Raw genomic sequence first — 23,657 nt, 5'->3', positions numbered from 1 at the left:
CCATAGACTTCGAGGTATACTTATTAACTCGTCGTTAAAGATGTGCGTATTAATCTGCGTCAGCAATAATTTCTGCGTAACGCATTTGTGCATCTTTAGCGCTGTAGCTTGGGTCGTTCCAGAACTCAACCATCAAGTCTTCAACCTGACCTTGAGTATCTGCCGAAAGCAACATATCGCCACTTGGTAATACATTTCCGTCAGCCAGTATTTTCAGACCTTTCTGCATACAGTCGTTGGCTGTAGACATGTCGATATCGCCACGCACTGGCAGTGACCCTTTCTTCAAGTTAAACGCCACTTGTACAGACTGCGACAGCATCAAAGACGCAAGCTCTTTCTGTGCCGCTTCAATTTCTGGATCGTCTTGTTTAGGGAAGTAGAACGCATCACCACCGGTTGAGATAACTTGGTTCGCGCCTAGACCTGGTAGACAGGTGTAGTCTTCACCAGCCACTTGATTTGCCACAGAGAATTCACCTTGTGCCCAATCCCCCATGATTTGGCCACCTGCTTGACCGGTGATGACCATGTTAGTGGCTTGGTTCCAATCCTGAACTTTTGACTCTGACGCCATTTCACGCGCCGCAACCGCCGCTTCAAACACTTTTTGATACTCTGGTCCATTGGCTACATCGACGTTCTTATCAATGTTTACCGCTTTCCATGCATCAATACCTGCGATGGCAATAGCCATTACGCCAAAGGCACCATTGGCCTGCCAAGCTTGTTTACCCATCGCAAGTGGGATTTTTCCGGCTTTTTCAAGTGCCGGAGCAGCCGCAACAAATTCATCCCAGTTAGTTGGAACAGCAACACCTGCGTCTTTATAGGCTTTGTGCGATAACCAAATCCACTCCCAAGAGTGAATGTTTACCGGCACACAGTAAATCTTGCCATCTAAGGTACAAGAGTCGAGCAGCGAGCTTGGGTTTACAACATCTTGCCAACCCTCTTTCATCGCTACGTCGGTCAAATCAAGAAGCAACCCTTCTTCAATTAACTCTTCTGCCTGACGACCGTGGTTAAGTTGTGTCGCGCCCATAGGTTTACCACCCAAGATTCGGCTGATAATAATTGGACGAGCAGTACCACCAGAGCCTGCAATGGCTCCATCCACCCAGTTGTGGTCGGTGTTTTCGTTAAATGCCTTTGCAAATTCAGCGACCGCTGCCGCTTCACCACCGGATGTCCACCAGTGGGTCACTTCAAGATCTACCGCTTGTGCGGCTGTCGCCGTCATAATTGCGGTGCTAAGTATGCTTACTGAACGTAATTTTTCCATGGCTCTCATTAAATAGTTCTCCTAAAATCAGTAAAATCCTACCGAACTTTGATATCTACAACGTTTTAGTTCATATAATGGATAAACCCTTTGTGTAAATTAATCTAGCTGCTACTGTTAATTTTTTGTAAACATAGATCTGAGTCACAGGCTATTGGCAAATCAACGAGGTGCACCTTGAGTAACTCCAAATCGGACGAAAGACCAACCCTAAAAACCATTGCTCAAATCAGTGGCTTAGCCATTACTACTGTTTCTCGTGCTTTGAAAGATGCACCCGACTTGAGTAAAAACACCAAAAAGCGCGTGAAACAGATTGCGAAAGAGATTGGTTATGTACCAGATCGAGCAGGGATTCGACTTCGAACCGGTAAAAGTCAGGTCATTGCGGTGGTGCTTTCAACCAGTGAAAATATATCGGATTTAATTGGTGAGCTAATTAGCCACATCACTCACGCCATCGCTCACACTTCCTACCACATTGTGGTCACGCCAGAATTACCGAGTCAGAATCGCATGGACCCTATTGAATACCTGGTGCAAAACCAAGCAGCTGATGCGGTGATTTTTGATCGAACAGAAGTTGACGACGAACGTGTCGCCTACCTACTTGAAAATAAAATGCCGTTTGCGACCTTTGGTCGGACGCAGTGGAGCGCGCAACACGCCTATTTCGATTTTGACAATTATGATTTTGGCTGTCATGCCGCCAATAAACTACTGCAGCAAGGACGCCGAAGTCTGCTCATGATCGCGCCACCAGAAAAACATCAGTACACTCAGCACCTTACCGAAGGCGCGAAGCGAGTTGCTATGGCCAATCAGGCTCAATTCAATATTTTACCCAATGCCAACAACGACGATAGCGAGCAAAAAATCACCACGGCGTTAGAAGATTACTTACGTGAATATCCACTTACCGACGGTATCATCTGTTCCTCTACCATGGCCAGCGTATCGGCCATAAAGTGCATAGATAAACTTGGCAGAAACCTTGCCGAGGACATTGATTTATATACCAAAAACTCTTCTCCCTACCTCAGCTATTTTAGACCACAGATTTTTACTGCGAAAGAAGATGTTGAGCTCGCGGGAACCTTTTTGGCTGAAGCGGTAATTCATGCAATAGAATACCCCGATGAACCACCGATGCAGCGCGTAGAATCGGCACAGTTCAGTTAGGGGTCAGAGTCAATCGACTCTGACCCCTACCGTCAGCATCGTGCTTAACTAACCTTACTACTAAAGAGTTACGTGCTACATCACATAACTTGATTCGAGAATGAATCTAATTCGTAACAGAGGTCGCGTATTTCATGCTTAGTTGAGTAAGATCAAAAATGTAACAACTATTTTTAACGGAATGCCGTACCAATTAGACTACACCATAAGGACTGCTAAAATAGACTCACTCCCAAAGCAAAAAGTGAATCAGTATGCAGCTAAGTGTCAAACAAAAGCTTCTATGTATCTTGGTACCGGTAACTCTGGCACTGATATTTTTAGCAAACCGTCAAATCGTTCAGTCTTACCACGCCAAAGAATCTGCCAGTGATATCACTCAGTTTGTCGAGCTGTCTGCAATAAATAGCCGTTTGGTTCACGAACTGCAAAAAGAGCGCGGCATGTCGGCCGGTTATTTAGGCTCTAAAGGGAGCAACTTTGCAGCGGAACTCAAAGCACAATACCAAGCAACCGATCAACGCTTTAGGGAGTTGGATAACTATTTAGCCAGCAACAAGCATGCGCTTCAAGCCTTCCCAGAATTTTGGAGTATTGTAGATAGAGCAAATGCTAGGCTCGCAGGGCTCAGCAATATGCGCCAGCAAATCCAATCACTCAGCGCTCCACTCAATACTGCGCTGTCTTTTTATACGTCAGCCAACGCCGACCTGCTGTCTATTCCTGGCCAGGCCGTACAAATTTCTGAAGTCGCTGACATCAGCCGCTCTTTAGCGGCATACTACGAATTTCTACAAGGTAAAGAGCGAGCAGGAATAGAGAGAGCGGTATTGAGCAACACGTTCGGGGCTGGCGCGTTTTCAGACGGTATGTTCCGTAAATTTGTTACTTTGGTGAGTGAACAAAACAGCTATCTCAACACCTTTGAAGTTTACGCGTCAGCACACGCTAAACAGATTTATCAAACCACAGAGAAATCCAATGAGTTTGCTTTAGTCGAACGTTATAGAGCCCATGCCTTTAATAATCAGCTCGATCAAGATTCGAAAGCTTGGTTCAGTGCGGCAACCAACAGAATTAATCTACTTAAAGACGTAGAAGAGCAGCTGACGCAAGAAATATTGACTCTGTCTCGATCCATAGTCGACGTCGAAACACGCACGTTTTGGGTTTACCTAATACTGACCATATTAATGCTTAGCGTGGTGGTCACGACGAGCTGGTTGTTGTTAAAAGGCATTAACCGACAAGTTGAACTGCTCAATACCACCATGAAGCGTGCATCCTCCAAAGATCTCTCTTCGCGTTGTGACATTGTCGCAAACGATGAGCTAGGCAGCATATCTAACAACCTCAATACTATGTTGAATGAGTTGACTACAGCTGTGCATGTCATTGGCAGCTCAAGTGAACAACTTGCCGCAGCCTCAGAAGAATCGACGGCAACCATCAGCCAAAACTCGATGAATTTGGAGCAGCAACGACAAGAAGTTCTTCAAGTTGTCACTGCTATGGAAGAGATGCGAGCCTCTGTTCAAGAGGTCGCACAGAACATTCAAAATACGTCCGATGAAGCAGAAGCTGCCAACGTTCAAATTACAGAATGCAGCAAGATTGTCGATGTCTCTACACAGTCATTTGAAAAGACCAGCACTCAAATTCACGCAGTTTCTGAGACCATCGGTTCTTTGCATCAAAGCAGCAGCAGTATTTCGAGTGTTGTTGATGTTATTCAAGGCATTGCAGAACAAACTAACCTTCTCGCACTTAATGCCGCTATTGAAGCGGCCCGAGCAGGGGAGCAAGGCCGTGGATTTGCCGTTGTTGCCGATGAGGTACGCTCACTGGCGCAGCGCACACAACAGTCAACGCAAGAAATTGAAGCCATGGTGAGTCAACTTCAGCAAATCAGCAACAGTGCGTTTGAGCAGATTAACGATGCCCACCAGTATGTAACCCAAAGTGTCGAGCAAGCGGGTGAAGTAAAACAGCAATTGGCCACTACCGTCAGCTCAATAGTCAGTATACATACCATGGCGCTTCAGATTGCGACTGCCGCTGACGAGCAAGTTACGGTAAGTTCCGATATCGCAGCACGTGCACATGCTATCGGTGACAGTGTTGAGCAGACAACTGAAAGTGGCAAACAAATCGCCATAGCCGCTCAAGAACAAACGGGGTTAGCGGATAAACTGCAGCAATTGGCTCGTCAATTTACTACTTAAAAAAACACACCCAAGGAAAGCTTTTCCTTGGGTGTTTTTTTAGAGCAGCTACAACCCTTACTATAAGCCTTCTCTCCCCCTCTTTGTTTACCTTAGTAAACGCTGCGGCTTGCCATTTATCTGTACGAACGGCTTGTCCCTGGTTTATACGCTCTTAAAACTGCGTACCACGCGTGATCACGGATAGGAAGGAAGTTAGGACTGTCTTCGTGCCCGTTCGTGTCAGAGCTCAAGTAAATCGTTTAGCTACCATCCGCATCTGGGATCAGCGGCATCTGGGGGGCAGAGTACGATCGCCCCTAGAATGGCGAGCCATTGCGTTAAAATACATTACGCGAATTAAACCGCCGTATGCGCTATAAGACCTAAATCCACCTTTTTCTAAAGTCGGTGCATCAAAAATCACTGTATAATCGTACTTACTTCCATCCAACGGTTGACCGTCTGAGTCAACAATTTCGCCCAAGTACATAGTGTACTCTGCAGGCAATCCTCATTGGCTAAACAATGCACCGTAAGCATGTTGAAAGCTCGGAAGTTGCGGCGTCTCATCTCGGATACCGAACACATTTAGTGAATCGTCAAAGCCTGCGGTCTCGATGCTCTCAGAGCTCACCTCTTGCGCCTGCTCGATAAGGTTCAACTACTTAATGGGAAATAAAGTGTCGACGCTTTGATCTAGATGGATAAAAGTTAGTCAAACCATTTTCCAATAAGGCAAAAATGAGATAGTGCTTTATCTGACTTTGTCAGCAACATATCTAGATTGACTGTCAATCAACCAACTGTGTGAAGTCCCAGCAAAAGTTAGGTCAACGTTGACCATTTTGCATGGTCTAAAATTTAACTGTAGATATAGTCTGCTAAGCTAAAAGGATGAATAACCAAAGGTCTACACCATGCTTACTAAACATCCAATTACACTATTGACCCTTCCCCTAATTCTTACCGCCTGCGGTGGAGAGTCGAGCACTCAAGAGACAAAGACTGCAAAAGTGTCTTTCGCCATTACTGACGCCCCTGTATTAAGCGCAACAGAGGTCGTGGTCGCGTATGACGCCATAGAGATAAAGCATCAAAATGGAGAGCGCTATTATTTTGAACTAGCTGACGCCAATAATAGCGGAAACTACTTGAGCGTAAACCTACTTGATTACCAAGGTGATGACGCTCTGCCTATTTTGTCTAATGAGCCCATTGCGGTTGGTACCTACAAAGAGGTGATCCTGCATACACTGTCTCAGCACTCTTATGTCGTCGATAATGGACAACACTATCTAAAAATACCAAGCAACAAACTCAAGTTAGGCGGATTTGAAGTCACTCAAGAAGCCGTTCAATCTTTCACTATTGATTTTAATTTGCAAAAGTCGTTGGTGTTAAGAGGCAATTCTAGCTCGAACAATGGCTACAACCTAAAACCACATGGCGTCAGTATTGTGGATAACAGTGCGGTGGCGACGCTTACCGGCAATGTGGAATCAGATCTATGGAGCGCTGGTGATTGCGCACTAGAAGATGGCAAGGTGGTTTACCTCTACAAAGGGCACAACCACATCTTGACAGACTTGGTGGACAACCTCGATCCTACTGACTCCGAGTATGTTACCAACCCTAGCCTACCTTCCCAGTATGTCGCGCCTTTCTCCTCGGTCTATATCGATGAAATCGGAAATTATACCTTCGGTTTTGTACCTGCAGGCGATTACAGTGTCGCTTTTTCATGTAGCGCGAACGATGATCCTATTCAATATGACGAAATCGCTATTCCAAACCCAGAGGGTCAACTCAAAGAGGTCACTCTGGTGGCAGGTGAAACATTAACCGCTGATTTTATCACTCCGTAATCTATTGGGGTCAGAGTCAATTGACTCTGACCCCTCGTATGAAATTCTTTCACAGGTACATCGTATGACGTGATATTCGTTGATATTTTGCATCGACAATACCTCCTACATCAAAACTCTCCACTGCATATCACCACTACTGCCTCAGTTCGAATTACCCTGCTTACAGTATTGCCCTTTTTGGACAGTTATTCTTACGAGGTACTTCTATTGAAAATTAAGACTATTGCACTCGCGACTATGGCCATTTCGGTCTCCCACACAGCTTATGCCGACCAAGCACCGAATCAGGACACACTATTAGAACAAGGCTCAAAAAACAGTTCATCAGTCCAGCTTTACGGTGCTGAAGTATACAGTCATGAAAAAGTACTGTTTGGTAAGTTTGTTATCCGAATGAAAATGGTGTCCCACCCTGGCGTCGTATCGTCATTTTTTACCTATGACAATGAATCTTGGCAAGGCAGTGTCCCTTGGCGTGAAATTGATATTGAAGCGCTAGGCAAAACGCCCAACACGCTACAAACCAACTTAATCACAGGTATGGCGAATCAACGTGTGCACTCAGAACGCACTGAGACGATTCCCAACTTAAACGACTTTCACGAGTACACGCTCACCTGGACGCCAGATGCCATTACTTGGCTGCTTAATGGCGAAATGCTTCACCAAGAGTTGGCCAGCAAGTCGCAGCAAGTCATTGATATGCGAGATTCTCCACAAAGCTATCGCATGAACATCTGGATATCAGAAGCAATTGCGTGGGTAGGAAAGTTCGATGCCTCTACTCTGCCATTAACCCAAGAAGTAGATTGGATAGAGTACTACCGCTACCACGACGGTGAATTTGTCCTAGACTGGCGCGATGATTTTAACTCATTTGACTCAAAGCGCTGGGGTAAAGGTGACTGGACATTTGATTCCAATCTGGTGACTTTTTCGCAAAACAACGCTTATATTGAAAACGACAAACTCATCTTAAAACTCTCAAAATAGACATTTGTAGCGCTCACTAGCGAGCGAATACCTAAAGGTCGGTGTACCACGACTCGCCAAAAGACAAAGGAAGAATTGCAGTACAACCGGCTCATTGGTTTGCTCAGTGGGCGTTACCGCTCACTAGCATTTCCTGTAGCGTCGATAATTTAAAATTTCTGGCGCACTTTGTAGTCGAGCATGTACGTCACTTTGCCAGTGTCTCGAAACAATTTATCGAGACCTTTTTGATCAAAGGCATCGAACTGCCCCATCTCTTTTGTCGATTTGTTAGATTCACCCACATTGTCACTGTTCATCGCCAAGATATGCTCACTCACTTGAGTGATAGCGGTGCGATACCCTTCTGCTGTCATTAAATCGAATTCAGAAACATCGATAGCTTTACGAACTTCCTTAGACCAATAGAACTCCAAAAATGGCACTGGAGAGGATGGTTTGTTCCAACCCACATCACGCGAGAAATACATCATTGAACGATAATGGTCATTCTGAAAATGCTCTATTCCGAGCGTCGATGGAAGCTGTGAATGGGCAATAGACTCGCCATGACTGTCGTACAGCCAGGTGTTGCCATCGACAATCATCGCCTCCCAAAATTGATCCATCGATGCTAAGTCGCGATAGTCTTTGTCTACGACGACATGAACACCAAAGTCGTCACCGCCACTAGGCATGTGCCAAAACACGTTAAACGTATGGTGGCCGTCGGTGAGATAGTATTGACCGTTGGGCGCGATGACGACCGTTTTCATGTCTTTTGTACGAGCCCCAATAGGCTCTTTACATTCAAAGGTAGTTAAGTCTTTTGGGTTCGACTGCTCCGAATACGACGTCAGTCCCTTTTGTCCATTGGCTTCACATACTTCATCAAACATCTTTTTAGTATCGTGCTCAAAGCGGCCTAGCTTATAGAACACCTGATCGTAGCCAACCGATGGTTGAGTTGGATGAACGTCACTAAGCGCAACGCGAATAACATCCCCTTGGGAAATAGTCTCTGCGTAAATACCCGTTGAGGAAATTAAAAGCCCGATGGTTAGCCATAGTTTGTACATATATTAAGTAATCCAAATATTTAATTTGCAAGCAATGTAGAGTGTCTGTATGACATTTACATGTAACTTTTTTTAGGATTTGATTTGAAAATCTATATTTTACAGTTGCTTACATTAAGTAATCGAACTGTCATTAGTGGCAAGCGCTAAATTCATATTATCGGTACAAATTCTTACCAATCGGTTTTCAATTGGTGAGGAACAAGCACAGACGATCGTCATTGATAGACAGGTTCCGGGGTTTGGAACTGAGGAAACACACTATGTGAGTATAAAAACGATCACGTGTTATAAAGTGATACAACTAATGCTACAGACAGTAGTAGTTAAGTAAAACTCCTTGTGAACATCCGATATCGTCATTTTGACTAAAATTCAACGTCAAATTGACGATATAGTAGGCAATGCACTATAATCAACCAGTACTCTCACAATTGGAGTGGCCACAATGATCACCGTCCCGAATCCACATAAACCCTCAGATCAACTGAACGCCATTTTTCCTGAGTTTGATTTGTTAACCACTTCAGGTTACTTCAAAGCGGTTAATCAAGGTGTGAGCGGGCAGCACCTTAAAAGTGTCGTCTCAATTATTGCTGACAGAGACATTTTTGCCAAAGTGATTGGCAAAGATAAATCTAACCTAAGCCGTAGCTACCGGGTAAACAAGTTGCCTTCATTAATTGGCGATAGTGTGCTCGATACGGTGCGCATTTATATGCAAGCAAGTGATATATACGGGTCTTTAGATCTCGCTAGAGAGTGGTTGAGTATGCCTATTCCTGCGCTAGGCGGCGAGCTACCCATTGAGCTCATCGATACCCCTGCCGGACGAGAACTGGTGCGTCAGACTCTAAGAAAAATAGAGTATGGTGAATACTCCTAATCATGAACTTATATCGAGTCACTAACAGTAAGTTTGCCAACAACTTCAGTGGACGGGGGGCCAGTTTTGACGATGGCGCTCGCTGGAACAGTGCCGGGAACCCCGTTATATACTATGCATTAGACATGGGTACTGCCTTAATAGAAGCCGCCAATTACCACCCTAGTCCTCGATTGGTGCCGCGAACGCACTGTAAAGCCATCTACACAGTTCCAAACTCAGTACCGATACACTCCTTAGATACCAGCAAACTGCCCGAGGACTGGCAGTCAATGCCCTATCCTGCAAGTACCCAGCGTATTGGTGATCAGTTTTTATTGGCTAAGCAAGCGCTGTTGTTGATTGTTCCCAGTGTGGCTATTGGGTTGTCTGAGTCTAGCGTGGCCATAGTCAACCCATTACACCCTTATATTAACAAAATTAAGCTCGTTGAATGCGTTCAGCCGGTCTATTCCGAGCGAATGTTCAGTGGGCTATAAGCGCACTCGACGCTAGGCAAATAGCCCACCATTTCTGCCGCAGTTTATCGGCCTATCGTGCCAAACTCACCGTGCTGCTTCCGCCCAGCGCGACATACCTACCTCACACAGATTTCGTCTAATTAGCGCGGCAACCTGAGGCACGTTAACAACGTAAAACAATGTAAACGCCCTAACAAAAATGTGATCTAGATCGTATATTTCTAGCTCGTGATCAAGCAGTACACGATTTGCGCCTGAGTTAGGCGGCTAGGTAAATACAAGGAACTCGTTATGAAAACACTAATAAACGTAGGGCTGCTTATTACGATTGCGATCAGCGGAGCAGCAATGGCTGACCAATATCGCACCTCAAATACCCACCAGTCCGCACTGTATACAAGTGACTCAGCATCTGGCGAAGCTGAAGCGGTAAATATGGCCAACTCTTATGCAGATTCACTGCAAAACATGAGCGCCATAGAGTTGAGCCAAAAGCTACCCACTCCCCACAGACGCGTCGACAAGCGCTCGCTGGGATTAGACTCAACAGAGGTTGAAGTCGTTAGCCAACAAAATGATGATGGCAGTACCGACTATTTTGGCCAGGTTGTGGTGAAGTACAGTTACGAATACCGCACTAGCAAAGGAAACCGAAGTGGTGGTGCTAGTTCCGCAAGCGTTTCGGCGGCGGATGAAGAAAGCTCAGTTTCAACTCCTGATTCTGGATCTGGGTCGACACCCGATACTGATTTACCGCTTTAGCACTGTCTAAAGCTTAAACCAGAAGCGCGCGAAAATGCGCGCTTTTTGCCAGCTGCAATTCCTACCAATCTCTATAGCTCAGATCTCTTGCTGGGTCGAGCGATACCGAAAAAGCCGCGTTCTAAAACCTATCTGGATAGCTTATCACGCCATCCTCTCTGATGCTTTCACGCAACAGGTCCACCATTAGTCGAGACTTGAGCGATAAATAGGGTAATGACGCGTAGGTTAACGTTACCTTTAGATCTTGAAATGAATGACTGGTAAGCAGCGGGATAAATAAACCCTCTTCAATGCCTTTTTTAAGCATTACTGTAGGCAAAATCGTAATCCCTTTACCGTCTCTTGCTAGATTGCGAAGAAGATGTAGATCTTCACTGTACACGTAGAAGTCGGTTTGATTGGGAAGCCACATTTTACAATATCGACTTCCCAGTAAAAAATGGTTTGATAAGTCTGCCATAGACTTTGGGTGACCATTTCTTTCTAAGTAGTCACGACTGGCAACCATACAACATGGCAACTCTAGAAAATGTTGTTGAACACAGTCATCGCTTAAAGGAGGTGCGTAAGCAGGCAACATTTGAATATCGGTATTGGTGCGCTCGAGGTCAACAGCTTGCGAATGATGTTCAACCACCACACGCACTTTTGGATACAAGCAGGTATAGCGTTCAATAACATGGGTAAAAAACTCTGTAACCCCTAATACGGGTGGGATCGCCATGCGAAGCGTACCAATAGGCTCACGGTTTTGTTCTTCTAACTGGGTGATGGTTGTCTCTATTGAAGCAAGCGGTTTGGCAACCTGCGAGTAAAGCCACCGGCCCTGTTTGGTCAATTCAATATCGTGCGTAGTGCGAATAAGAAGTTGATAACCCAGTTTGCGTTCAAGTTCATGAATGCGGCGACTCACCTTACTCCGATGTAACTTTCGCTCACGAGCCGCACTGCTAATTCCTTTGTATCGGACCACATCCGTAAACAACTGTAAGTCATCAATACTTGGCATCGTTGCTGTCCTATTTTTAGGTCATCTATCGCTCATCTTACCCACTTCAACGGGGTCAATTATAGTCCTAAAATAGTGTTAATACTCTAATTGTGAAACCGATCTTCTCGGACCTAACAGTTTTTACAAAGAGAGCACAAATTTTGATTCCATGGAGGTATGACTATGTTTTTATTCGAGCCACTGGCGACCCATCAAGTGGCGGCTTTTTTTGCCGTTCTGTTTGGCCTGATTATTCTTAATGAGATATCAAGGCGCAGCATGTGGGCAGGCATCGCTTGTTTTATTGTGCTGCCACTTGTTCTGTCGTTCGCTGTATGGCCCACCACGACCACTGCTGAAGGTTCGACCGTAGGCACTTGGTTTCACTGGGCAAAAGTGTATTCCTGTTTAGCAGGTTGCATCGGCTTTATGGCGCTTCGCTATGTTAAAGGAGCCGCAAAAAACAAGTATATGCTGTTCTTTCCAGCCTTTATTTTAGGACTCAACATCCTCGAAGCAGTACTGCGAGATTTTCAAGTGTCGACATTTGGATCGCCAAGCTTGCAAGATGGAATGATGATCCAAGGTGGACTTTGGAATATCTTTAATGGTGTTGCAGGCATCCTCAATATAGTCACCATTTGCGGCTGGGTTGGCATATTTGTTAGCAGCCGAAAATCCAAAGATATGCTTTGGCCGGACATGTTGTGGTTTTGGATCATCGCCTATGACCTATGGAACTTTGCTTACGTGTACAACTGCGTACCCGATCATGCTTTCTACGCTGGCGCTGCGCTGCTCTTGTCGTGCACCATCCCAGCGTTCTTCATCCAAAAAGGCGCATGGTTGCAACACCGTGCGCACACGCTAGGGTTTTGGATGATGTTTGTGATGACCTTCCCAGCTTTTGTCGATACCTCATCATTCGCCGTAAAATCATCTGGCAGCGTGGAAGCGCTATGGCTGATGTCTATACTTAGCTTTGTTGCGAATGTGGCGGTATTTGTGTACCAAGTTAAGCGAATTAGAGCACGTAAGCTGAGCCCGATTCATGACGAGCTTTATCAAGACTTAGAGGCTTTTGACGATGTGGCGAAGTTGAAAAACATGAATGGCCAGGGTGCTTCTGGAAGTATCGCTGCTACTAGAGGCTAGTAGGGAACTAACAGTTCTATACTTATATCAACACACTAAAGCATTGAAAATGTGACATAAAAAAACCGCAGCACAGTGCTGCGGTCTTAAATGTGGCGGGAGTGAGACATTCGACTTTACCATTTAACTTATTGCTTTATAATGACTATAAGTACAAAAGTAAACTTAGGTATTACCACAGGTATTACTTAAAAAAATACATTGAGTCACAACAGTGTATTTCTCATCAAACCTTCACAACCAAACGATCAGTACCTTTCAACAACAACGAACAAACAGAACAGTTCAGAACATGACCTATCAACACTAATGAGTAAGGAATTCAAGCCGTCTTAGTTGTCACCTTAGTTAACATTTTCTGGACAGTATCAAGATCTGAATCGGCGCATATGTACTAACTGACTGACTCAAAAAGCTTTCTTCTACAAGCTACTGTTGCCTCAACCACTCCATTTCATCTACTCCATTTCTACTCAAGTCACCAACAACATTAATCACTCTCTTTTGTGCTTGAAGTTCCTCCAAATCGCCAATCCATCGGTATTTTTTTCTAAGGCTATCTGAAGATTCAAATATTAGCATTCCGTTCTCATCGCGACATTGAACTCTTCCTTCTAAAGGTGCAAACCCAATGTGTTCCAAGTTGAAAAACTTATTCTGCGTACTCAACGTTATGTAGCCAGTTAAGTTTAAGTCTCTAATTACTAGATCAAAACCTTTATCAGATTCAACTAATGGTGCAAAAGAAAAATTATGTACTCCAGAAAGCCGAACGGTGTCACATTTTGGAGTTACGCATAAATAGTACTTACTGGTACCTATACAGTAAATCACAGTGCCTTGCGTTAAATAAGGGTAGTCTTTAGAAATATCTACTCTTGTTCTCTTGAACAAAGAAAGAACCGAAAGCTCCTTAATGGATTCTAGAGCATCCCCCGATTTAGAGTATACTGAGAATGCGTTGTGAATATCTGTTTTAAGAATCTTATTTACTTTACCTTTTGAAAGTTTGTTGTTTTGATTATTTTTATCATTCAAAGACGCCAGAACTTTTTTTAGGCCATAATCATCTCGTTGACTATCATAGCCGTCGGTTAGAACTTCAATAAGGTTAGCTTTAGTAAAATTGAATTGACCTCCTCCAGCTTCAATATCTCTTTCCAAAATAATCTGGTTTTCAGAGATCCACTTGTCGATAGCCTTAACACCTAGACATTCCTGGTCAGCTTTAGATATAGCAAGTAAACTTCTTAAATGAGTAACAAAAATCTCTAACATAAAAAGCTCTGCATCTTCCGGGGATGGAAGTAGAGAGCGATGTGTTAAGTACCCTGCATCAACAGTCTTTGCAAACTTTGAAGTTAAACTACCAATATTTCTTCTAATTTCTGAAGCTGACCTGACTGCGAACACTGGCATCAAACCATCTAGAAGTTCAGAAAAGCATTCGATGGATTTTTCCGGGAGCTCTTCTTCAGTGAGTGCTCGGTTGATCTGTACTTGCTTATCTTTGCCATAAAAATCAATAATCAAGTTTTTCCCGCTTATCCTATAGTCACCATCAGCTTGAATTTCATCAAAGTTTAAGTACACCAGCAATTTATCTCTCAAATCTGAAAGATCAGTTTCTCCAGTATAGATAATAATAGAACGTAACCTACCGCCGGACTCTTTATCATGCTCAAGAATTTTTTTTACTATGGCTTTGCTATATTGGCTTTGTTGTTCTTTAAGCATCCAATCCAATATCACTATATCCGCACTCGCGGACACCCGTACCGCTTTTGAAGCAAACTCAAGTTCATCCTCATCATCTCTAATCTGAGGTTGATAAACTCCAGGGACAATCCCCAAATCATAAAATGCATTGGTCAACTCTAACGTTCGGAGAGGATGACTCATTTCACGCTCATCACTATCCTCTTCGTTTGTGTCGAAATCAACTGTTGGCTCTTCAAGTGCAAAAGGGTCACCTGGAGCATCCACAACAGCTGCGCTTTCACCCTTGTCTCCTAGACTCGCCCCATCATCAATGATTAAAACAGTCTGTATAAACTCTTTGGCAACAATACTACAATGCTCTTTAAAGTCTGACATCACTCATTCTCCTGCTTTAACTTGCTGATAATGAAACTTACAGGATCTCCAGACCTATTGCTTGATAATTGGATATCAAAGCCTTCATTATTAAGAGTTTCCTTACTTATATATAGTCCCATACCTCGACCATCCAATTTACGAGAAAAGGTGAATTCAAATATTCTTTCTTCATCAATAACAGAAATTTCAGGGCCATTATTACTTATGATAAGTTCATCATTTTCTACATCAAGATTTATAAATTTATTTCTATTTTCACTCTCAGGCTGCCTGTTCAACCAATAAATAGCATTATCTACCACATTAATAAATACAGGCAAAAATGATGAAGGAAAAACATGTGTTTTTTTAGCTCTAAACTCATCACTAACTTTTAACTTGATGCTATGACGTTCTAAGCGATCATTGAAAATATCTAGTAAATAAGCTTCAATTTCCTTACCCGACAAATCTACTTTACTTCGATATAACCTTCTATTGAGGGGAGTGAACATTTTTAGGTAGCCGTCGAGATGAGAAAAGCTATGACTAATGTTTTTATATAAATCCCCTAGTTTAGGGTTTCTATCAGCCCAAGGTTTAAGAGATTTAATTGAACTACGAACACTTCTAGCTGTACTGCTAAATTCATGTTGGATTATACCCAAAGACATTCCCAGCTGTGCAAACTCAAAGTACTTATTAAGTGATTCTTTCACTTGTTCATTTTCATTTTCTAATGCCGTCAATATATCAATTGAACTCGCATCTTCATTGTTGATATCATTTATAACTAATTCAACAGTGTCACGCATCTTAATGAAGTATTGCTCAGTCTGACTGCTCACTTCTTCAAGCATTTTTTCCCAGCCTGATATTAACTCCATTGATTCTTCATCTGATATGGCATCAATATCAACCGAGTTAACTGACGTAATGATTTTTGATAGTTCTTGTGTATACTCGATGGACTTAGCCCTAGCTTTGTCTTTGATTGCTAACTCAATTTCACCTACATTATTTTTCAACTCATCTCTATATAAAGAAATGTTTTTTGTGAGGGACTTCCTCTCTTGTTCCAACAGAACGTTGACACGCTCTCTTAGAGAAAATGACAATCCATTTTCAGACACGTACTCAGAAATTAATTTTTCAATAGAAAAACGTATAGGTTCTACAAGTTCTGCGTTTAGCTTTTCTTTGTTTCTTAAGTATGCTTCCCAGTCACTTCTCAGGTTTTTATTTATGCCTATATTAGGCTTAGTTATTTTCAAAGATTTATTAATAATCTTCCATTTATCAGAGACCTCACTTTTAAGCTCATTAATAAAAGTATACTTTTTACGTTCTGGCCACTTATCATCTGTCTTAGTTAAAGATATCTCTACGTAACTTTCTAATGATTGAATTTGTTTTGTGAAATAGTCATCCTTCAATAAATCGAAGAAATTCGTTAGGTCTTTCTCGAAGTTTTTCTTTCTTAGTCCTACTTGCTTCTTTCTTCTATTTAGAATTTCCTTCTCTTGAGCTGCTTGAACTCTAAAATCGTTCTTTATTTCTGCAAAGCGATCATTAGTTGAATTTTCACGAAAGAAGTCAACAGCTAGTTGCTTGAAAAAGTTTATAAGAATACTTTTAAATTCTCTATACGCAATATTCTCTATTAGCCCTTCACGACCAGCCTTTTCAACTAAATTCTTATTAACATCATGTTCAATCTCTATAGCACCAAACATTAATCGATATGAGAAAAAGTTATCAGAAGCTCGCTTCGTTCTTCTCTCTTCAAATTTGAGGAAGTCAAACTCAGGCTTACCATATGGCAATACTCGAATACCATCTTTATACAGATATAACCCACCATACATTTTAAGTTTATTATTTATATCAGCATAAGTTTTTGGTGGAACGAAACTTTCAGAAGGTTCTCCTTGAAGATACGTAAATTTAATGCTAAATGGGCCACATTTAGTCTTGGATCCAAAGCTTTCATTCCAGTTGATAATATGTTGTTGCTCTTCACCTTTATATACCGTAACTGCACCACTAAACTGTCCGAACTCATCGAATTTTCCTGAGACAAAGTGATCTCCGTCCGAAGCATCTGTTTGTGTAAAAAAGCCTTCTTCGATTAGTTCTACAGGTTTAGCTGAACCTTGATGACGACGAAACTTAGTTCCTAACAAATTGGACTCATTTGTAGACAATGAATTAGAAAATCCAACTAGTATTTTTTGTAATTCGGTCGTTCCCTTCTCATCAGTCTTGACATCAAGCTCTAGTGACTCGTCACATGGCATTATTATGAAATGAGTTCCTCTACCTAGCCCATCTAAAACAGGGGGGGGGCCAAGTTTACACTTATCTTCTTGAGGTAGGCCCTTGTGAGCTTCTTCCCAATTTTCTACTGTTTTTTGCTGCAAATTTTTAAAAAGCACTTCTGGAGAAAAAGTGAGTAGCTTTAAATCTTCCTTTATTACATCAAAGAATTCATGTGGAATCCGACTTCTTAGAACATTTAAATTGTCTAGCAATTCTTCAGACATTTCCTTTAAATCATTTTCTGTAGGAAGCTCACCTTCAGGAAAAGTACGTGTAGGAATAACAATATCTGAAATGCTAATATCCGGTATCTCAAACTGCGTCCAATGAATAAGGGCTACAATCATTTCATGCAAACCGCCTTCACGTTCTGCACGACTCAAGGCCACAACTTGCCTACCAATAGAAGCAATGGCTAAACGGCCTATTCCCTTTTCACCCATAAGCTTGCGCTCTGTCATGCCATCAGGAATGTACTCAGACTTTCGATTTACACCATATTTACTTGAAGTACCAATTGTTAGCCACTTGTCAATAAAGTCACTCTCAGTCATACCTACGCCATCGTCACGTAAGGTTACCAAATTCTGGTTTTCGTAGTAATCTATCTCAGCATTCTTCGCATAAGCGTCGTGTGCATTTTTAAACAACTCATGTATAGCTGTGGGGATACCAGCAATCTGCTGTCGACCTAACATATCAACAGCTCTGGCACTAACACTCATCTTGGCCATTTTTAGCTAAATCTCAGTAATTTAGATACAAAAAAGTACCTTGCATTTTAGTCGCTTTTATTACTTCAATCTACTGCATATATCAGTTATGAGAACTTTCCCGAGCAATGGAGGGACCGCATTGCCGATTTGCCGAGCTTGTTCGGTTGAACTGCCATAAAAATTGAACCAGTCAGGGAACGACTGTAAGCGGGCAGCGTGGCGAAGTGTCATTCCATGATCTTCCCATGGGTGTACAAAACGGCCTTTTGACGGATTATTACAACCAGTAGTAATTGTATTGCTAGGGGTATGAACCAGTATCCGTCCATACACATCTTTGTGCCCTTTATAGCCATTTGAATGACACTTTAGCCGGTGTTGTTCACCAGCATCCTCACGGCTACCATTTAGTGGGGTGTCTGCAAAGCGCACTTTCATCATGTCACTTGGCGTCATGTGAATGTTACATGGGTCATTTGTCTTAAACGGTTTTCCATGCGGAAGTGATTTGAGAAGTTTAAACACTTCATCTTTATCACGCTTATCTTTCTTATCGAAAAAGTCTTCCCAGTAAACCGCGTATAGATGTTCTGGGATCTTTTCAAATACTGATGATGCTGTTAACCATTCAGGCTTGTTTACTGAAGCAGGAGAAAAATGCGTTTCTGCAGGTGGGAATACAATTTCGTCCGAGTCCAAATCCTTCCGAATTCCAAAGATAAAAACGCGTTTACGGTTTTGAGGGACCCCGTAATCTTTCGCATTTACTGTATCGCAGAACTTAATAACATAGCCTGAATATTCAGCTAATGCTATGAACTTGTCTAAAAATGGTTTATGGCGTTTCCATAAAAGACCTGAGACATTTTCCACCAAAAAAGCTTTAGGTGAGAATTCATTGACGAACTCAAAATATCGAAGAAGCAAAGCATTTCTCGGGTCATCTTTACCCGCATCTTTTATGCGGTGTGTTGAAAAACCTTGACACGGTGGCCCCCCAAGTATCAGGTCCAGTTCCCCTTGCTTTAGTTTAAGCTCTTGACGAAGTGCTTCCGGCTTGATCAGGTTAATATCTTCGTTGAGCAATTTAACCTGATGCTTCTGATTTTGATTGAAATTCCTATCATAAGTATCTGCAGCTGCTTTATCGAACTCAATTGCCGCTAAAACCTCCACTCCCGCATCATGAGCTGAGAGAGTGAACCCTCCCGCACCGGCAAACAAATCAATAGCTTTAACTGACATCAAAAAACCTCAAAATACTTAGCCGCCACATTCTACTGATTTGCAGAAAAAATACCATGAAATCGCGTCAATCACTTTTCACAAATGCCTCATCGAGCTGCTTGTAGAGCTCAAGAGACTTATCTGACTCTGTTTTTATGTTCACGTACAAACTGCTAGCAATCACTCGAATTGCGTGGCGTTCATTCTCGTTAAGACACGGATAGTTGTAGTACTGGAAGTTTTCCAGGATCTTTCGCTCTCTTTCTTCATACAGGTGTTCTTGTACCCTAATAGCACAGACATTTTTCAAGTGTTGCCTCCAATCACAATAGGTAGAGCCACTCACCCTACTCCGCTTATTGCACTCTTTACAACATGGCACGATGTTCCCCGGGTGATGTAAACCAAACTCAGTGCGATTGAACATCAACACATGCTCAATCTGTAATTTTCCACTCTTTTCACCACAATAAGCACATCGATTTTCAAATCGAACTGTTTTTATTTCTTCCCAGAGCCTCTTCCCTTTACCGCTTCCAGTATTAAATGAAAACCCCAAATAATATTCACCGACTTTCGTCAGAAAGGCTCGCACCGCAGTATTTGCGGAATCTGAAGCCGTGTTATACACCGCCACTATTTTCCCCTACACAAAATTCATTAACTCTTTTCACAATCCCTCCCCTCTAGAGTACCAATTTCTTGATAAGCAAACGAAGAACCCGCTCTATTTGAACAGTTCATTGATTAACCTAGCAGTGCTCCTTTAATGAACAAGCTAGCGAGCCAGAGTATATCTGAAAATTACTATATTGCTTGCAATCAAGCCTTCCTAAGTTAGTTGAGCCTCGGGCTCGGCAATCAAACTGATTAAGTGCATAAAATTAACTACATCCCCATCAGCATTTGCTGATGGGGATAACATGACCGAAAAATTCGCGCTATGTTGATAGACCTGTACCTCTAAACACCTTGAGCAAGCAATAAGCTACAAACTTGGCAATACCTCTTTGCATTTTGTGATGCTATCGTCTCGTGAATAACCACTCTGACTACGAACATTAAGTTTCATGTATGTTTTATCAAAATAGCGCTTGTCGGACCAAACCTGTATGTCTCCGATCACAAACAAGTGTTTTTTAGCTCGGGTAACAGCAACGTTCAGCAAATTTGGTTTTGAAGAAGCCCAAGACGCCCCACCATTATTTTTTTTATCGCAACCAAGTACCAAAATGACTGTATCATTTTCCTTACCTTGGAAGGTATGCACGGTCCCTACGTTGTAATTCAAAAAGCTATTAAACTCCTTCCCGCTCCAACTAGAGTTACTTAGCAGCTCTGATTTGCAGTGTCTCAGATCTTCTTTCAACTCTTTTTTTACCGCTTTAAACGGTGTTATTAGATAGATGCAGCTTAAGTCACCCTTGTGTGCTGCTAATTCGAGTAAAAGGGCTTTAACATCTTCACCCAACTCACGTTTGTACTGTTTGAGTACACAGTCGCCTTGTGAATCATTCCATCGATTATGTCCTAAAGCCTTATGAATTCTTGGCTCAACGTCTTTGCCGTTATCAGAACCATGTATCATTCGATTGTTGTAAGCTATTTCATTCGAAATGCTAAACATAGGCTCTATACATCGACGATGAACCCATAATGGAATGCCTATCCATTGGTCCTCACCATCCATATCTATCATACAGCCATACGGATTAACGCGATCGGATAACGTCTGAACTGACCACATGCAAGGGTCCCACTTCTCAGATTCCTCTTGCAACTTAGATTGCATTAAGTAGTCAATAAGTTCTGGTGGGGAAGTAAACACTGGTTCGATTTGCAGCGGGTCGCCAACAACCACGGCTCGCTTAGCACGAAGCAGTCCACCGACCGCTGCTTGGGGTATTGCTTGCCCTGCCTCATCAATCATTAGCCAACCTAGAGACTCTGGTGGCAACTTAGAAAACATGTTCCCCAAGGAAGCAAAAGTCGTCGAAACTACGGGGACAAACATAAATAGAATCTGCCAAATCGCCAGTGCATTTTCGTTACTCTTCCCTAATACAACATCGTTGATTTTTCTTATCTGTGATAGAAAGGTACTCTGCTTGCTGGCCTCTATCAGCCAAGCCTCGTGCAGTTGTAACGCTGCCGCGTAAATGTCAGACCGCAATGCATTTATCTTTTCCTGCTGCCAGCAAGCGTGTCTCTGCCTGTCATGACCGACGATATCATCAGTAACTTCCGGTAAGTGATACCCTTTAAACTCCGTTCTATAGACATCTAACTCATCTAGAAGCTTCTTCTTTTCAAGCTCTTTAGCTTGAATATCAACCTGCTGCTGTGAAATTTTCTTTGTCCAACCTTTTATCTTGAGCTCTTTGGCCTCAACATCGCCAACAGTCAGCCGTATAGCTTTTTTTACATTTTCGTACTCACCAAGCTTTTGGGATAGTGAGGCTTTGTACTGTTTATTTTTCTTAGTGTTAAAGAACCGACTGAACCAACCAGGAGAGTTAACCTTTAGTAACTCTAAGGAAACTGCGATTTCTTCTTCCCTTTTCACTCCAGCGTTTCTTATTGAATTAAGGGCATCGAGCTCCACAGAGAGCGAATGGGCATAGTTTTCAAGCTCATCTAGATCATCATTCATTCGTTGTAAGTCAACATCGAATTGGTTGTCATCGAAAGTTTTCTGCAGACTCTCAAAATAAGCTAACTTGTCATTTAACTCATGAAAACGAGATAACTTCTCGTTAAAAGATTTTTTGGCCGTGTTAAAAGAAGGCCCTGTATAAGTTGAGCGATATTGCCAAAAGTTCAAGAAGTCTAAAGATGGTTCTCTAACTGCTGGCTCCTTGCCTTTTTCATGGTGGTATTTAAAGAAAAAGCGGTCGAGAAACTTTTGCCTCTTTTTATAAGCTCCCATAGCAGCAGAGATATTCCCCCAGCTCTGCCTATTATCGTCCAAGGGCTGTAAACGTCCTTTCTTCTCATCAGCACTTACTTGATTGGCTACAGAGCGAAAAAAAGCGGTATCAGCATATCTGCCAGCTACCGATTTTGCTTGAGGAAGCTCCTTTGAGATATTTTCAACCGCTGCATTGTTCGAGGATGCAACCACCATTTCAAAATCAGTAAGGTCTTCAATAAGAACCCCGTCAGGGCTTAGTCCGTCACGAGCATTTGAAAAGGACGCTAACACCTTCGCTCTTTCAACGATATTTTGTGCAATTATATCTCGTAATAACGTCGTTTTTCCTGTTCCAGGAGGACCATTAACTGAGATAAGACCACCAGTATCTAGCTCCTTGAACACAGTATTGATAGCAAACTGCTGCATTAAAGACATGTTGTGAGCAGGCTCTGTCAGCCATCTTCCTTCTGGCGTGTTTTTAGGGCTTAGATGCTTATGAATCAATGGTAACGAATCGTTTGTATACAAATCGACATGCTTATGACCGGACTGTCCCAGATAGGTTTGCAGAGGCTTGCTGGCCCTTCCGGTAGAAATCGCATTAATGGCACGTTCTATATCTCGAATATAAAAGCTGTTCAGAATGGGTAACTGAGATTCGTCATCATTAGGTTCATCTTCATCATCGTCTTCAACTATTTCTGAGTTCTTTTTGTTTTCCAATAGATAGTCTGATTTAGCTTCATATTCATAGAAAGCCATCTGAAATGGATAAACCTTTGAGTTTTCTGAAAACAATAAGTCCCGATTGGAAATGCCAGCCCATTGATAAAGTCCCTCGACCAAACTCGTTATAGTTTTTACACAAAGAGTATGTCGTCCCTCTGAGTTGGGGTGGCCTGGCAAGGTTGCTTCCCAGCGCTCCACAAACTCGTTGAGATCGTCACACCGACTATCAAATCGTTCCTGAGATATCGTTCCAGCCCTGCCGCCAAGTAACTCGGCTAAAGCCCAAGGTAGAGTGCTTACCGAAAAAGTATCAAGTCGGGGAGTACCAAACTCATCCAACATCAATTTGGCAAAGCAAGACGCCCCTTCATTGTCTCTTCTTTGCTCTATCTCTTCAGAGAAGCAATCCTCCTGGCGGTTGGTTGAGAAGTACTCTGCAACTTTTTTATCTATCGCCGATTTATCGAACAACCCCAGATATAAGGTATAAACACACTTTTTACCTGGAGTAAGACCGAGCTTGTCACGAGCAGCGGGATTTAACCACGGAAGTAGGTAATTACCCTGCGACTGCAGTTCGTGACCGGTCACGTTAACTGGTGCAATTTTACTATCGTCTTTATCTGGTACCGAGTAGGCTTGGAAAAATTCCACTAGATGCCAGGATTTCAATATGTTTTTTGAACTTTCTATTCTACTGTTCACTAACCAAAGCCTATCAATACTACAAAAGATCATTAACTTACGATGTTATACACCATAGTTGCATAAGGCGATGATGAATCTCAAAAAAAGATAATGTGACCGTCTTGTTGT

General features: G+C 42.6%; 16 protein-coding genes. 8 read left to right on the top strand and 8 right to left on the bottom strand.

Features of this window, described 5'->3' with window-relative positions:
• Positions 1-49: 49 nt before the first annotated feature.
• Positions 50-1,285, bottom strand: coding sequence for an ABC transporter substrate-binding protein (locus ST37_RS14265; protein WP_197687470.1), 1,236 nt, complete (start codon positions 1,283-1,285; stop codon positions 50-52).
• Between the two features lie 177 nt (positions 1,286-1,462).
• Between ST37_RS14265 and ST37_RS14260 the strand changes: the two genes are divergently transcribed.
• The 4 genes from ST37_RS14260 to ST37_RS14245 all read left to right on the top strand — a co-directional run bounded on the left by ST37_RS14260 (position 1,463) and on the right by ST37_RS14245 (position 7,535).
• A complete protein-coding gene (locus tag ST37_RS14260; RefSeq protein WP_084887513.1) occupies positions 1,463-2,467 on the top strand; it encodes a LacI family transcriptional regulator in 1,005 nt (334 codons plus the stop codon).
• Positions 2,468-2,721: 254 nt separating this feature from the next.
• A complete protein-coding gene (locus ST37_RS14255; RefSeq protein WP_084887511.1) occupies positions 2,722-4,692 on the top strand; it encodes a methyl-accepting chemotaxis protein in 1,971 nt (656 codons plus the stop codon).
• 899 nt (positions 4,693-5,591) lie between these two features.
• Positions 5,592-6,539, top strand: coding sequence for a DUF4382 domain-containing protein (locus ST37_RS14250; protein ID WP_084887509.1), 948 nt, complete (start codon positions 5,592-5,594; stop codon positions 6,537-6,539).
• A 210-nt stretch (positions 6,540-6,749) separates the two neighbouring features.
• Positions 6,750-7,535 carry a family 16 glycosylhydrolase gene (locus ST37_RS14245; protein WP_242426306.1) on the top strand — a complete coding sequence of 262 codons (786 nt, stop codon included), beginning with the start codon at positions 6,750-6,752 and terminating at the stop codon, positions 7,533-7,535.
• Positions 7,536-7,684: 149 nt separating this feature from the next.
• Here the strand turns inward: ST37_RS14245 and ST37_RS14240 are convergent, their stop codons facing one another.
• The gene (locus ST37_RS14240) at positions 7,685-8,593 is read right to left on the bottom strand and encodes a ParB/Srx family N-terminal domain-containing protein (RefSeq protein WP_084887507.1); all 909 of its coding nucleotides are present in this window, start codon (positions 8,591-8,593) and stop codon (positions 7,685-7,687) included.
• Positions 8,594-9,041: 448 nt separating this feature from the next.
• On the opposite strand from ST37_RS14240, the gene ST37_RS14235 reads away from it, so the two are divergent.
• The 3 genes from ST37_RS14235 (at position 9,042) to ST37_RS14225 (ending at position 10,702) form a co-directional block, all read left to right on the top strand.
• The gene (locus ST37_RS14235) at positions 9,042-9,479 is read left to right on the top strand and encodes an MbcA/ParS/Xre antitoxin family protein (RefSeq protein WP_084887505.1); all 438 of its coding nucleotides are present in this window, start codon (positions 9,042-9,044) and stop codon (positions 9,477-9,479) included.
• A 2-nt stretch (positions 9,480-9,481) separates the two neighbouring features.
• Positions 9,482-9,958, top strand: a complete 477-nt coding sequence (locus ST37_RS14230; RefSeq protein ID WP_084887503.1) for an RES family NAD+ phosphorylase — start codon at positions 9,482-9,484, stop codon at positions 9,956-9,958.
• A 273-nt stretch (positions 9,959-10,231) separates the two neighbouring features.
• The gene (locus ST37_RS14225; RefSeq protein ID WP_084887501.1) at positions 10,232-10,702 is read left to right on the top strand and encodes a DUF3316 domain-containing protein; all 471 of its coding nucleotides are present in this window, start codon (positions 10,232-10,234) and stop codon (positions 10,700-10,702) included.
• Positions 10,703-10,823: 121 nt separating this feature from the next.
• Here the strand turns inward: ST37_RS14225 and ST37_RS14220 are convergent, their stop codons facing one another.
• Positions 10,824-11,714, bottom strand: a complete 891-nt coding sequence (locus ST37_RS14220; protein ID WP_084887500.1) for a LysR family transcriptional regulator — start codon at positions 11,712-11,714, stop codon at positions 10,824-10,826.
• A gap of 165 nt (positions 11,715-11,879) precedes the next feature.
• Here ST37_RS14220 and ST37_RS14215 point away from each other — a divergent pair, with 165 nt between their 5' ends.
• Positions 11,880-12,851 (top strand): DUF5692 family protein, encoded by a 972-nt coding sequence (locus ST37_RS14215; protein ID WP_084887497.1) that lies wholly within the window; start codon positions 11,880-11,882, stop codon positions 12,849-12,851.
• A 429-nt stretch (positions 12,852-13,280) separates the two neighbouring features.
• On the opposite strand, the gene ST37_RS14210 is transcribed toward ST37_RS14215, so the two are convergent.
• From ST37_RS14210 to ST37_RS14190, 5 genes are all read right to left on the bottom strand, one after another.
• On the bottom strand, positions 13,281-14,948 hold the full coding sequence (locus ST37_RS14210) for a response regulator receiver domain (protein WP_084887496.1): 1,668 nt from the start codon (positions 14,946-14,948) through the stop codon (positions 13,281-13,283).
• Positions 14,948-17,986, bottom strand: coding sequence for an ATP-binding protein (locus ST37_RS14205; RefSeq protein WP_084887494.1), 3,039 nt, complete (start codon positions 17,984-17,986; stop codon positions 14,948-14,950). The genes ST37_RS14210 and ST37_RS14205 overlap by 1 nt, the downstream gene beginning before the upstream one ends.
• Positions 17,987-18,046: 60 nt before the next feature.
• Positions 18,047-19,213, bottom strand: a complete 1,167-nt coding sequence (locus tag ST37_RS14200; RefSeq protein ID WP_084887492.1) for a DNA cytosine methyltransferase — start codon at positions 19,211-19,213, stop codon at positions 18,047-18,049.
• Between the two features lie 67 nt (positions 19,214-19,280).
• Entirely contained in the window at positions 19,281-19,505 is a 225-nt protein-coding gene (locus tag ST37_RS20280; RefSeq protein ID WP_242426304.1) for a hypothetical protein, read from the bottom strand.
• Positions 19,506-20,183: 678 nt separating this feature from the next.
• Positions 20,184-23,546 carry an ATP-binding protein gene (locus ST37_RS14190; protein ID WP_084888139.1) on the bottom strand — a complete coding sequence of 1,121 codons (3,363 nt, stop codon included), beginning with the start codon at positions 23,544-23,546 and terminating at the stop codon, positions 20,184-20,186.
• Positions 23,547-23,657 lie beyond the last annotated feature (111 nt).

Origin of the sequence: Vibrio sp. qd031 (genome assembly GCF_002100145.1) — a bacterium.
In the GTDB taxonomy this organism is placed as follows: domain Bacteria; phylum Pseudomonadota; class Gammaproteobacteria; order Enterobacterales; family Vibrionaceae; genus Vibrio.
Note: the sequence above shows the minus strand (reverse complement) of the source record. Positions and strands in the feature narration are given on the sequence as shown.

Bases quoted from the DNA above. Each gene is read 5' to 3' on its own strand.
- ST37_RS14265 (WP_197687470.1), bottom strand. From the start codon at position 1,285: ATGGAAAAATTACGTTCAGTAAGCATACTTAGCACCGCAATTATGACG.
- ST37_RS14255 (WP_084887511.1), top strand. From the start codon at position 2,722: ATGCAGCTAAGTGTCAAACAAAAGCTTCTATGTATCTTGGTACCGGTA.
- ST37_RS14250 (WP_084887509.1), top strand. From the start codon at position 5,592: ATGCTTACTAAACATCCAATTACACTATTGACCCTTCCCCTAATTCTT.
- ST37_RS14240 (WP_084887507.1), bottom strand. From the start codon at position 8,593: ATGTACAAACTATGGCTAACCATCGGGCTTTTAATTTCCTCAACGGGT.
- ST37_RS14235 (WP_084887505.1), top strand. From the start codon at position 9,042: ATGATCACCGTCCCGAATCCACATAAACCCTCAGATCAACTGAACGCC.
- ST37_RS14230 (WP_084887503.1), top strand. From the start codon at position 9,482: ATGAACTTATATCGAGTCACTAACAGTAAGTTTGCCAACAACTTCAGT.
- ST37_RS14225 (WP_084887501.1), top strand. From the start codon at position 10,232: ATGAAAACACTAATAAACGTAGGGCTGCTTATTACGATTGCGATCAGC.
- ST37_RS14220 (WP_084887500.1), bottom strand. From the start codon at position 11,714: ATGCCAAGTATTGATGACTTACAGTTGTTTACGGATGTGGTCCGATAC.
- ST37_RS14215 (WP_084887497.1), top strand. From the start codon at position 11,880: ATGTTTTTATTCGAGCCACTGGCGACCCATCAAGTGGCGGCTTTTTTT.
- ST37_RS14210 (WP_084887496.1), bottom strand. From the start codon at position 14,948: ATGTCAGACTTTAAAGAGCATTGTAGTATTGTTGCCAAAGAGTTTATA.
- ST37_RS14205 (WP_084887494.1), bottom strand. From the start codon at position 17,986: ATGGCCAAGATGAGTGTTAGTGCCAGAGCTGTTGATATGTTAGGTCGA.
- ST37_RS14200 (WP_084887492.1), bottom strand. From the start codon at position 19,213: ATGTCAGTTAAAGCTATTGATTTGTTTGCCGGTGCGGGAGGGTTCACT.